Origin of the sequence: Phenylobacterium sp., assembly GCF_030651755.1 — a bacterium.
GTDB lineage: Bacteria > Pseudomonadota > Alphaproteobacteria > Caulobacterales > Caulobacteraceae > Phenylobacterium.
In genome coordinates this window covers 1-12,192 of sequence record NZ_JAUSBZ010000146.1, presented here as the reverse complement: position 1 = coordinate 12,192, position 12,192 = coordinate 1, and the positions used below count along the sequence as shown (strand labels likewise).

The following is a 12,192-nucleotide window of genomic DNA, read 5'->3' as shown; positions in this document are numbered from 1 at the left end:
GACTTCACAGCCTCGGCTGCAGCAGCCAGTAGAAATGCTGTATAGATGTACAGTGCCTCGGAGTCATTTCCGCACCGAGCACGCCAGGATGACGTCAGCTTGAATAGAGTGCTTGCCGCTAAGTGGAAACGATACATCAATGAAGTGAACGTCTCCGACCTCGGTGTTGATGACCGCTGATTTGGCCAGTGAGTTGACGTTTCGGGGACCATGGCAACCTCACGAGTTCGGTTGAATGGTGGTCAACTGCGGCAAATTGGCAATCTACTTGGTGCGCAAATTGGGCGCAGGAGCGCCCGATATGGCGGGTTAACGCTCGGTTAACCCTCCTGAGCCGACCAGAATGCGCCATCCCGAGTGGCTCCTTGAGCACGGGAAACAAGGACATTTCAGCGACCGTCAGGCAAGAGATGAACGAGAGAAACTTCGCCTATGAGGCGAATTTTCTAATCTCGACACGTAGGTGTGGTTCACCACCCCTGGTGGTGTATGGCGGGTGCCGGACATATTTGGACACATGACTGAAATAGGGCGCGTAGACCCTGGACCAGCCTGAGCGGCGCCTGACTCTGACGCGCCTTGCGCCCTGACCGAGGGGAAAGGCGAGGTTGGTCTAGGCTCTCGTCCATTCAAGCTGTAGACCCCGAGGCCATGCTCGAGACACCACTGGTTGAAGACACCGACCGCGCCGACCGCTTAGGTCGCAGGCGCGCTGGCGGCCCTTTGAGGATAGCCTTCCTCTCCTATCGCTCCGATCCCCGGGTCGGCGGGCAGGGCGTCTATCTGGCCCAGGCCAGCCGGGCCCTGGCCGCCCGGGGCCACAAGGTTGATGTCCTGTCGGGGCCGCCCTACCCGGATCTGGCTCCTGGCGTCGGGCTGGTGAAGATCCCTTCGCTTGACCTCTATGCGCAGCCGCACAACGGTCACCTGTCCCTTCGCCTACGGCACCTGCTGAGTTGGACCGATCTGGCGGAGTATTTCGGGCATCTGTCGGGCAAGTTCATGGAGCCCTACACCTTTGGTCGCCGGGCTGCGCGCTATCTGCGCGAACACGCCGCCGACTATGACGTGGTCATCGACAACCAGTCCCTCGGCTATGGGCTGCTGGATATGAAGCGGTCCGGCCTGCCGGTGGTCGGCGTGATCCACCATCCTATTCGTCGGGACCTGGAGCTGGCCCTGGACGCCGAGCCCCGGGCCAAGGTGCGCTGGCTGATCCGCCGGTGGTACAGCTTCCTGTCGATGCAGGAGCATGTGGCGCCGCGGCTCGACCGGGTGATCGTTGTCTCCAAGAGCGCCGGCGGCGATGTGGCCTCCTATCTCAAGGTCGCACCTGAGCGGATGACGGTCATTCCCCTAGGCGTTGATCAGGGCGTGTTTCGGCCTCAGCCCGACCTGCGTCGGCGCGACCGGCGCATTCTGACCACCGCCAGCGCTGACGTACCCCTCAAGGGTCTGGGCATTCTGATCCAGGCCTATGCGGACCTGCTCGCCGCCTATCCCGATCTGGAGCTTGTGGTCATCGGCAAGCTGAAGCCCGACGGGCCTACGGGTAAGCTGTTGAACAGTCTGGGCTTGAGCGATCGGGTCAGCTTCATCAGCGACCTGAGCGGCGAGGAGATGGCCGAACAGTACGCCCGGGCGACGATCTGCGTGACCCCTTCGCTCTATGAGGGCTTTGGCCTGCCCGCCGCCGAGGCGATGAGCTGTGCGGCCCCGGTGATCGTCACCGATGGCGGGGCCCTGCCTGAGGTGGTGGGCGAGGCCGGCGTGGTGGTCCGTCGCGGAGACTCAGACGCGCTCGCCACCGCCATCGCCCAGCTTCTGGACGATCCAGCCAAACGTCTGGCCCTGAGCGAGGCCAGCCGCCGGCGGGCCCGAGAGGTGTTTTCCTGGGAGCGGGCCGGCGCCGCCTATGAAGCGGTTCTCGAAGACGCGGTGATCCAGGCGTGCTGACCGTAAGAATGGACCGCCTGGCCCTGCGGCCCGGCGACTGGGTGCTGGATCTTGGCTGCGGCGAGGGACGCCATTGCCATGGGATCCGCCTGGAGGGCGGCGTCAATGTGGTCGGCCTCGACATGGATGAGCCCTCCTTGCGCAAGGCCATGGCCGGGGTGTTCGAGCTGCCGCCGCCGGAGAACCCGGGCGCCTGCGCCTTTCTGAAGGGGGATGCCTATCGGCTGCCCTTCGCCGACGGGACCTTTGACGCGGTGATCTGCTCGGAGGTCCTGGAGCACCTGGACAACTATTCTGCGGCTCTGGCTGAAATCCGGCGTGTGCTGAAGCCCGGCGGCGTGTTCGCGCCCACTGTGCCACGAGCCTGGCCTGAAGCCCTGTGCTGGAAGCTGGCGCCGGGGGAGGGCGGCTATGCCGACCAGCCTGGGGGCCATGTGCGGATTTTCCAGGAGGACAGTCTGCGCCGGGAGATCGAACGACTGGGTTACAAGTTCCTGGAGCAGCACTATGCGCATGGTCTGCACAGCCCCTATTGGTGGCTGAAGTGCGCCTTTTGGAACCGACAGGACGATCACCCGCTCATCAAGGCCTACCACCGGTTCCTGGTGTGGGACCTGATGGAGAAGCCGGCCTTGACCCGCGGACTTGAGGCCATCGCCGCGCCCCTGATGGGAAAGAGCGTCGCCTTCTATTTTCGCAAGATCGCGCCCAAGGGGGCGACCTCATGAGCTCTGGCCGGGCCACGCACAGGGCGCCCCATCGGCGGCGGGATCCCCTGACCGGGGCGGTTCTGTGCATGCTGGAAGCGCAGGCCGCCGACGGCGCCATCCCCTGGTTCGAGGCTGGTCCTTGGGATCCTTGGAACCACGGCGAGTGCGTGATGGCCCTGGCCGTGGCGGGAGAATGGGACGCCGCCTGGGCCGGGCTCGACTGTCTGGCCGCCCGCCAGGGTCCCGACGGGGGCTGGCTGGGGGAATATGGCAACATGCTGCCCATGGCCGACCGGTTGCATATGGCCAGGGTTCGGCCTCCAGCCTTTCGAGACACCAATTTCGCCGCCTATTGCGCCGTGGTCGTCTGGCATAGCTTCATGATCACCGGCGACCTCGCCGCGGTTCGTCCCTATTGGCCGATGGTGCGCCGGGCGATGGATTTCGTCCTGGCCCTGCAACATGAGGCCGGCGACATTTCCTGGTCGGCCGAGGCGCACATGACCAGCGCCGACGACGCGGTGAGAGCCGGGTGCGGCTCCATCTATAAGAGCCTGCAATGCGCGATTAAGCTCGCCGAACTGATGGGCGAACCCCAACCCCAGTGGGTCGCGGGGCGAGAACGCCTCGGCCGAGCCCTTCTGTCCGCTCCAGAGCGTTTCGACCGCACAGCCGACCGCTCCGGTTTCGCCATGGACTGGTACTATCCCATGCTGGGCGGCGCGCTCGCCGGGGCCGAGGCCCTGTCGCGTCTCGACGCGGACTGGCCCCGCTTCATCGAGCCGGGCGTCGGCTGTCGCTGCGTGGCCGACCAGCCCTGGGTCACCGTGGCGGAGTCCTGCGAGCTGGTCATGACCTTGATCGCCCTGGACCGTCGGACCCAGGCGGCCAAGCTGCTGACCTGGCAGGACTCCCACCGGGACGGTGATGGGATCTACTGGATGGGGTGGCAGTTCGAGGAAGCCATCATCTGGCCTGAAGAGCGGCCCACCTGGACCCAGGCCGCCGCCATCCTGGCCCATGACGCTCTATACGACCTGACGCCCGCCTCTCAGGTTCTGGTGCGCCACGACTAGGTTCTGGAGCGCGTTCCGATAAGTGGGAACCGGTTATCGGGACGAAACGCGCTCCTGACCTAGAGTGTAGAGCCTGATTCAAGGATCAGACGATTCCGTCTGATCGCATCAGGCTCTAGAGTCGGCGCAGCACCCGCAGGCTTTTGACGGACTCCACCTCAATGAAAAGGTCTGAGGCCAGGGCGCGTTGGTAGATCTCAAACGGCGGGCGCCCCCCGTCTGCGGGGTCGGGAAAGACATCGTGGATGGCCAGGAGTCCGCCGGCCGCCAGGTGCGGCGTCCAGCCTCGGTAGTCTCCCAGCGCGGCCTCCATGGTGTGGCCGCCATCGATGAACAGGAAACCGAGGCGTCCGCCCCAGTGGGCGGCGACCTGGGCTGAGCGGCCGACGATCGGGATCACGGTCTCCTCCAGCCCCGCCGCCCGCAGGTTGCGGCGCAGATGGGGAAGGGTGTCCATGGCCGCGGCCTGATGGTCCCAGAGTTCAGGATCGTGATAGGTCCAGCCCGGCTGGTTCTCCTCGGACCCCCGGTGGTGGTCGACGCTGAACAGCACAGCGCCCCGGCTCTGGCAGGCCGCGCCGATATAGATGGCCGACTTGCCGCAATAGGCGCCGATCTCCAGGCATCCGCCCAGCCTTGAGCCGGCCAAGGCCGCCCGTTGCAGCGCCGCGCCTTCGCCCGGATCGAGAAACCCTTTGATCTGATCGACGTCCAGAGGCAGGGGGACGGGAAGGTCGGACATGATTTATCTTCCGAATGCGGACGCTGGCTCTAAAGCATCGCACATAGACGGCTTCGCCACAGGATGCGACGAAGGGGCTGACTATTGGTCTGAACTCGGACCAGTTTCCTTGGGGGAGGGAACCACACGCCACGATGAAGCCGCTCTTTTACGAAAATCCGGTGACGATCAGCGTGCAGCGACACGGGGATCTGCACCTGCGGACGCCGTTGGACTTCACCTTCGCCCGGCAAACCAACGCCGTGCCTCTGACGGTGACCGAGGTGCCCCTGGCGGCCCAATGGTATCCGGTCGCCTTCACCGCGGGGGATCCGGCGCGGCCGGTGGCGATCCTGGGCCTGCGGGAAGACCAGAACCTTTTCGTTGACGAGGACGGCGGGTGGCGAGAGGGCGCCTATGTGCCGATCTATGTGCGGCGCTATCCCTTCATCCTGACCCAGCAGGAGGATTTCGTGACTCTCTGTATTGAGGATCGAGAGGAAGTGCTGGTTCCGGACGGGGGAAGGCCCCTGTTCGAGGAGGGCCAGCCCACAAGCCTGCTGGAATCGGCCATGCAGTTCTGCCGCTCCGCCCAGGCCGCCGAGCGAGCCACCCGACCCTTTGTCGAGACCCTGACAAACCTCGATCTTTTGGATAGCCGCACGGCGATGATCGAAATGCCCGGCGGCGACCGGGTGTCGCTTTCAGGCTTCCTGACGATCGACGAGGCGCGTCTCCGGGCCCTGGACGATGAGGTCTTCCTGGAGCTCCGCCGGCAGGGCTGGCTGAGCGCCATCTTCGCCCAGATCCAGTCCACCCTGAACTGGAACCGGCTCGCTGACCGGGCGGCGGCCTGACGATCGGCGCGCCATGAATCGCCGCTGGGCGATCGCGTCGCCTATGTCGCGTAGGGCTGGCCCCACCAGGAACCAGGGTTCAAGGCAGTAGCGCCGCCAGAGTCGCTTGGGATCAGCGGTGAGGCGAAACAGCCATTCCAGTCCCGCCCGTCCCATCCACCGCGGCGCGGCCTTCTGGGCGTCGGCCTCATAGTCGAAGGCTGCGCCAACCGGGAGGATGACACAGGGGGGCAAGGCCGCGCGATTGCGCAGGATCCACTGCTCCTGGCGCGGCATGCCCATGCCCACCATCAGAATGTGGGGACCGAAGGCGCGAACCTGCTCCAACACCGCGCGATTGTCACCAGAGGCCTCCGCGGCGTCGAAATAGCCGTCGGCCACAGCGATGGTCGCCCCGGGGTAGAGGCGCGAAATCCGCCCGGCGGCGATCTGCGCCACGCCGGGGGCGCCGCCCAGATAGAAGACCCGCCAGGCCCGCCGATCCGCCAGACTCCAGAAGTGGTCGCGCCAGTCGAGATAGGTGCAGCGATGAAAGGGTCGAGCTGGCAGGCCCAGCAGCCGGGCGAACGCGATCAGCGGTGTGGAGTCGATCTCGATCAGGTCTGCGCTGGCGAAAAAGTCGGCCAGTTCTCCGTGCCGGGGCAGGAGATAGAGGCTGTGGAGGTTGTGGTTGGCCACCAGGTAGGATCGCCCAGCGGCGACCTGCTGGTCCAGCTCGGCCATCACCTCTTCGGGCCGGACCAGATCCATCTGCCCTCCCAGCAGGGTGATGCGATCTTCGCGCCGCGGCGTCTGGCGAATGGGGGAGCGGGGGCTGCGGCGTCGTTCCAAGGTCTTACCCGCCTTACGGCCTGTGGCCGCATCCGCGGCGGAGAGAGGACGGCCTGAACCTAGGCGCAGCGGGTTAAGGCGCCCTTTCGCCGTCCAGGTCCGTGACTTTGCCCCTCGCGCGGCGCGCCCGGCTGTGGCACGACCCTGCGCATGCGGACGTGGCGAAACGGTAGACGCAGCAGACTTTGACCATTGGAGTGCCCGCGGGGAAATCCGCGGTGTAGAACCGCTCAAACTCGGGGAAGGCTAACGGGGAAACCCCAGGCTAATCCCGAGCCAAGCCCTTCAGGACCACCCGGAGGGAAGGTGTAGAGACTAGACGGGCGGCGCCTAAGGTCCTTTGCGGGCTACGGCGAAGGGATAGTCCAGACCACGAACGCCCAATGGCCTTTGGGCGGCGGCGAAAGCCGAAGTGGTATGAAAATCTGCTTTCCGAAAGGGAGTGCGGGTTCGAGCCCCGCCGTCCGCACCAGAGCCTTTCCGCCAATCAATTCAGGCCGGAACTGTCGATGGGCTCTGCAGGTTGGCCTGGGTGATCCTCAAAAAGACGGAGACCCCCATGCCCGCCAAGTCCGCCGCCCAGCAGAAGGCCGCCGGCGCCGCGCTCTCAGCCAAGCGTGGCGACACGCCCAAGACCAAGCTCAAGGGCGCGTCGAAATCCATGGCGGACTCCATGAGCCAAAAGGAGCTGGAGAAGATGGCGTCCACCTCCCGCAAGGACAAACCTCAACACAAGCAAGGCTAGCCCTACCCATCGCCCGAGGCCGTCGGCCGGGCGATCGACCACGGCGCAGCTTCACCGCTGAGGCGTTTCGTGCGAACCCTTGCGGCCGCTGGCGACATGGGGTCGCCTCACGCGAACAAAGAGTGCCTGGCGCATCCATGACGCCCCCTGTGATTGTCACCGGCGCGGCCGGATTTATCGGCATGCATGTGGCCGAGCGCCTGCTACAGCGCGGGGAGTCGGTGATCGGGGTCGATGACTTCAACCCCTACTATGACCCGATGCTGAAGGCTGCTCGGGCGGTGCGCCTAGACGCCTATCCGGGGTTTCGGATGGTTCGGTTGGACATCGCCCAAGCGTCAGACTTCCAGCAGCTGGTGCGCGAGTGCGGGGCCGTGCGGGTGGCGCACCTCGCCGCCCAGGCCGGCGTGCGCTACTCGATCGAAAATCCCTTCGCCTATGAGCGCTCCAATCTTGCGGGCCACCTGTCGGTGATGGAAGCCTGCCGCCACCAGCCCGGGTTTGAGCACCTGGTCTATGCCTCCTCCAGCTCGGTCTATGGGGACCGACCTGAGAGCGGGGCGGGCTTCTGCGAGGACGATGCGGCGGCTGAACCCGTCTCGCTCTATGCCGCCACCAAGCGGGCCTGTGAGCTGATGAGTTTTTCCTACGCCAAGCTCTATGGCATTCCACAGACCGGCCTGCGCTTCTTCACCGTCTATGGCCCCTGGGGCCGGCCGGACATGGCCTACTTCTCCTTCACCCAGAAGATCCTCGCCGGCGAGCCCATCGAGGTCTTCGGCCAGGGACAGATGGCCCGGGATTTCACCTATATCGACGACATCGTCGATGGCGTCATCGGCGCCCTGGATCGCCCGCCTGAGCGTGGGGACAATCGGATCCTCAACATCGGCGACAGCGCCCCGGTGGGGCTCATGGACATGATCGCCGTCCTTGAGCGCGCTCTGGGCCAGAGCGCCGAAAAGGTCTTCCGTCCCATGCAGCCGGGCGACGTGACCCGAACCTATGCCGATATTTCCCGGCTCAAGGCGCTCAGTGGCTATCAGCCCAAGATCAGTCTCGAGGTCGGGCTCCCGTGGTTTGTGGACTGGTACCGTGAATTCTATGGTCCAGCCTCCGCCTGAGACAAGGCCGATGCGGCCGAGACCGTTATGCCGCCGCAACAAATTTCGCCGATAAGACGCCGCCGCGCAGAATGAGCGGCTTTCTTCTTGGTGGGCGCGGGATTTGCACGCTAACCGAGAGCCGGCGTCGGAACATCCCAGGGCATGCGTCATCCTGGGACCGACCAGCCATCTTGCGGGGGACTTTTTCGCTTGGCCATCTATCCGGTGATCATGTGCGGCGGATCGGGCACGCGCCTGTGGCCAGCCTCGCGTCCGGCGCGCCCCAAGCAGTTCCTGCCCCTGGTCGGCGCTCGCTCCATGTTTCAGGAGACGGTGCTGCGGGTGGCCGGCCTGGAGGGCGCGGCCCAGGTGGTGGTGGTGGCCGGGGTCGCTCATGGCGAACTGATCGCCGCCCAGCTCTCCGAGATCGGAGTCGAGGCCGCCGTACTGCTGGAGCCGGAGCCCCGGGATTCCGCGCCGGCCATGGCGGGCGCCTGCGCCTGGATCGCTCAGCGGGACCAAGACGGCGTCGCGGTGGTCGTCGCCGCCGATCATCACGTGCCTGACGCCGACGCCTTCCGCGCCGCCGTCCTGACCGCGGTGGAGGGCGCCCGACAGGGGTTGATCGTCACTTTGGGCGTGCGGCCCGACGCTCCATCCAGCGCCTATGGCTATATCTCGCCCGGAGAAGCGGCCGGCCCGGTCTGGACCGTGAAGGCCTTTGTCGAAAAACCGGACATCGAGACCGCCCGGGACTACATCACCGCTGGCTATCTGTGGAACAGCGGCAATTTCGTGGTTTCCGCCGCCCTGTTGCTGGCCGAACTGGACGCTTTCGAGCCCGCGATCAGCGCCGCAGCTCGTGCGGCCGTCGCCTCAGCGCAGGGGGACGCTGGGGAGAGCCAGGTGCTGGGCGTGGCCTTCGTCACCGCGCCGAAGATATCCATCGACTATGCGGTCATGGAAAAAACGAAAGCCGCCGCCGTCCTGCCGGTGGACTTCGCCTGGTCGGACCTCGGCGCCTGGGACGCCGTCTGGGCCGCCAGCGAACGGGATCAATCGGGCAATGCGGTTCGCGGCCAGGCCCTGGCCGTGGACGCCAGCGACTGTCTGGTGCGGACGCACGCGGGCGCCCAGGTCACCCTGATTGGCGTCAAGGATATCGCCGTCGTGGTCGATCAGGGCCAGGTTCTGGTCTGCAAACTCTCGGCCAGCCAGCGGGTCAAGACCGCCGTCGATCGGCTGAAGGCTGAGGGCCGCGAGACCCTGCCTTCGACGGCGCCGTTTGACACGATCGAGGGGGCCGCCGCCTGGTTCGACCGCTGGCTGCGCACCAGCGCCCTGCCGCTCTGGTGGACGCTGGGCGCCGACCATGTTCGCGGCGGCTTCCATGAAGCGCTCACCCCTGAGGGCGCGCCCGTCGAGGCGCCCCGGCGCTCCCGGGTGCAGACCCGACAGACCTTTGTCTACGCCTCCGCCGGCCAGATGGGTTGGCAGGGACCGTGGCGGCAGGCCGCCTGGCACGGCATGAGCTACTTCCTGGACCGCTACCGGCGCCCAGATGGCCTGTTCCGCGCCTTGGTCTCCGAGGCGGGGGAGCCCCTGGACGAAACCGCGGCCCTCTATGATCAGGCCTTCGCGCTCCTGGCCATGGCCACCCTGAACGCCGCCGATCCTGGCCATGCTGACCTGGCCGGCGAAGGCCGCCTCCTGCTTGAGGCCCTCCAGGTCCTGCGCCATCCGGCCGGAGGCTTCCGGGAGGAGGGCGCCCATCCCTTCCAGGCCAATGCCCACATGCACCTGCTGGAGGCCGCCATGGCCTGGGCCGAGACCGGCGGCGGGCCAGAGTGGCGCGACCTGGCCGCCGAGATCGTCGAGCTGGCCCTGACCCGCTTCATCGACGCCAATGGCGGTTACTTGAGGGAGTTTTTCGGCGCCGATTGGGCGCCGGCGTCCGGCGAAGACGGGCGCCTGATCGAGCCTGGCCACCAGTTTGAGTGGGCCTGGCTGCTGGCCCGCTGGTCGCAGATGACCGGCGAGCCCCGAGCCCTGCCGGCCGCCCGCAGGCTCTATGCTGCTGGCCTCCGCGGCGTCGACTCCGCCCGCGGCGTTGCGAACAACGCCCTGAACGACGACTTCACCATCCGCGACGCCAACGCCCGCCTCTGGCCGCAGACGGAGTGGTTGAAGGCCGCCCTGATCCTGGACGAAGACGGTCTCGCTCCGGCGAAGACGCTTGTAGACTACCTCGCCACCCCAGCCGTTGGGGCATGGCGGGATGTCTCCCATGCCAACGGCGGTTTTCACGAGGAGCCTGCGCCGGCCAGCTCATTTTATCATCTCACCTCCTGCCATTCTGCTTTCCAGTTTTTTCAATCAGGGAATTCACCAGAGTTCGCTTAGTGTTGTCTGCAACCCTGCTTATTTATCTAGCCTTCAGAATTGCATCTTCTCGTTTTTTATATCATTCACCTGAGCGATTAATGATGGTTGTGATGTTGTGCAATTGATAAACGTCCGTAACCCATAAGGGCCGAGAACGCCTGCACCGGAGGATAAGCCATGAATTCTGTAATACGAAAATTTATACCGCCGATTGTACCGTCAGCGTTAAGGGCGTTACGGCATGCGGCCAGAGGAAGTCCCCTATTCGATGGGGATGAGGAGCTATTTAAGCGTTGCGTCTCAAGGGCAAAGTTGTATGGCGAGTATGGAATGGGAGCGTCAACCAACTGGGCTCTAACAAAAACAAAAGCAAAAATAGTATCTGTAGATACTTCTGAGCATTGGGTAAGTCGCGTGGTGTCAGCGGCAAATTCATCTGATAGGCTTAACGCAATATGGGTCGATGTTGGTCCCCTCGGTGAGTGGGGTAGGCCAGCAACCTATAAAAAACGCTCTGAATTCTTTAGGTATATAGACGGAATATGGAGGGCAGAGCATAAGCCAGACGTTGTTCTTGTAGATGGACGATTTCGCGTTGCCGCCTTTCTGCACTCATTGCTTATGGGCGCGCCAGGAACATCAATTATATTCGACGACTACGTCAACCGCCCTCACTATCATGTAGTAGAAGAGTTCGTGGAGCGCACCGAGGTATGTGGTCGCCAATGTCTTTTTATCGTGCCATATGATATAGACCGAGATGCAGTAATGAAGCTTCGAGACCAGTTTCTTCTTGTTATAGATTGATACAGGAATAGCTATCTTTAGTATCCGCGTCTAAAAAATGGGCTTTGCGGCAACTGCTGACCTATTCACCTCGGTTAGTTAAGGTCGGCGCATGCAGGTGGCGATGATCGGGACAGGCTATATGGGACACGCTCAGGCCTCGATGGTGGGCGCCGATGGCCGATTTGTCCGTGGCGCGCCCAGGCAAGCTCATTCTATCACCTGATTGTTGGCGCAACGGCCCTCGCGTTCCAAAACCAGCAAACGCAGAGCGTAGAGTTCAACGTCGCGGAGAAATGAATGTTACTCGAGTCTTCCCTAGCGCGGCGCAGCAATCTGGCGCGAAAAGGTATCGCCTACGGCCTCCAAGTCCCCCGGACGATCCGACGTCTTGCGAGCCGCCCGGCAGATTTCCGGGTCAGGCCTCCCATCATCGTCAATTCGCTCCCCAAGAGCGGGACTCATTTGCTCATGCAAGTGGCGAGAAGCCTCCCGAACGGCCGCTACTACGGGTCATTCCTCGCCCAAACTCCTTCCCTAACGATGCGACTGCGCACTCAGCCTGAGATCGACTTTCACATCGGAAGAATTGTGCCTGGCGAGGTAGTGGGTGCCCATCTGCACTATACCGAGGCCAGCAATGAGCGGATTAAATCCATCAATGCATTGCACCTCTTTATATATAGAGACCCCCGTGACGTTCTCCTTTCTGAAGCCCACTATCTTGGGGAGATGAATCGCTGGCACGCGCTCCACAAGATATTTGCAGAGGCACCTTCCCAAGAGGCTGGCGTCACGTTGGCAATTAACGGCAGCGACGATCCGCGGTTTCCTGGGGTCGTTGAGCGGTACTCGCCCTACGCAGGCTGGCTACAGGCGGAGGGTGCCTTAGCGATCCGGTATGAGGATGCGGTCGGCCCAGCGCGGGACAGCGTCATCGAACGTGTGCTTCAGGCGTGGCGAGACCGCGGGGGGCGGGGTGATATCAGTCTTTCCGAGCTGACCGCAGCCATCGATCC

General features: G+C 64.1%; 9 protein-coding genes and 1 pseudogene. 8 read left to right on the top strand and 2 right to left on the bottom strand.

From position 1 onward, the window contains the following. Window positions 1–723 precede the first annotated feature (723 nt). Genes Q7V15_RS14140 through Q7V15_RS14130 form a run of 3 tightly spaced genes read left to right on the top strand, consistent with a single transcriptional unit; the run spans window position 724 to window position 3,742 of the window. The gene (locus tag Q7V15_RS14140) at window positions 724–1,956 is read left to right on the top strand and encodes a glycosyltransferase family 4 protein (protein ID WP_304756361.1); all 1,233 of its coding nucleotides are present in this window, start codon (window positions 724–726) and stop codon (window positions 1,954–1,956) included. Next, a complete protein-coding gene (locus tag Q7V15_RS14135; RefSeq protein ID WP_304756360.1) occupies window positions 1,950–2,684 on the top strand; it encodes a class I SAM-dependent methyltransferase in 735 nt (244 codons plus the stop codon). Before Q7V15_RS14140 ends, Q7V15_RS14135 begins: the two co-directional genes overlap by 7 nt. Then, entirely contained in the window at window positions 2,681–3,742 is a 1,062-nt protein-coding gene (locus Q7V15_RS14130; protein ID WP_304756359.1) for a hypothetical protein, read from the top strand. Before Q7V15_RS14135 ends, Q7V15_RS14130 begins: the two co-directional genes overlap by 4 nt. Before the next feature lie 115 nt (window positions 3,743–3,857). Here Q7V15_RS14130 and Q7V15_RS14125 read toward each other — a convergent pair whose 3' ends face one another. Further along, window positions 3,858–4,484, bottom strand: coding sequence for a class I SAM-dependent methyltransferase (locus Q7V15_RS14125; RefSeq protein ID WP_304756358.1), 627 nt, complete (start codon window positions 4,482–4,484; stop codon window positions 3,858–3,860). A 134-nt stretch (window positions 4,485–4,618) separates the two neighbouring features. Here Q7V15_RS14125 and Q7V15_RS14120 point away from each other — a divergent pair. Then, window positions 4,619–5,239: pseudogene (locus Q7V15_RS14120) on the top strand (SapC family protein); the annotation flags it as partial. Here the strand turns inward: Q7V15_RS14120 and Q7V15_RS14115 are convergent. After that, window positions 5,168–6,151 (bottom strand): WecB/TagA/CpsF family glycosyltransferase, encoded by a 984-nt coding sequence (locus Q7V15_RS14115; protein ID WP_304756357.1) that lies wholly within the window; start codon window positions 6,149–6,151, stop codon window positions 5,168–5,170. The pseudogene Q7V15_RS14120 and the gene Q7V15_RS14115 overlap by 72 nt on opposite strands. 559 nt (window positions 6,152–6,710) lie before the next feature. On the opposite strand from Q7V15_RS14115, the gene Q7V15_RS14110 reads away from it, so the two are divergent. The 4 genes from Q7V15_RS14110 to Q7V15_RS14095 all read left to right on the top strand — a co-directional run. Beyond that, window positions 6,711–6,896: a DUF3008 family protein gene (locus Q7V15_RS14110; protein ID WP_304756356.1), complete on the top strand. Its 186-nt coding sequence runs from the start codon at window positions 6,711–6,713 to the stop codon at window positions 6,894–6,896. A gap of 137 nt (window positions 6,897–7,033) precedes the next feature. Further along, window positions 7,034–8,020: an NAD-dependent epimerase/dehydratase family protein gene (locus Q7V15_RS14105; RefSeq protein ID WP_304756355.1), complete on the top strand. Its 987-nt coding sequence runs from the start codon at window positions 7,034–7,036 to the stop codon at window positions 8,018–8,020. 192 nt (window positions 8,021–8,212) lie between these two features. Further along, on the top strand, window positions 8,213–10,405 hold the full coding sequence (locus tag Q7V15_RS14100; RefSeq protein ID WP_304756354.1) for an AGE family epimerase/isomerase: 2,193 nt from the start codon (window positions 8,213–8,215) through the stop codon (window positions 10,403–10,405). A gap of 1,233 nt (window positions 10,406–11,638) precedes the next feature. Further along, window positions 11,639–12,192, top strand: a 554-nt coding sequence (locus tag Q7V15_RS14095) for a hypothetical protein (protein ID WP_304756353.1), incomplete at its 3' end; no start/stop codon positions are given.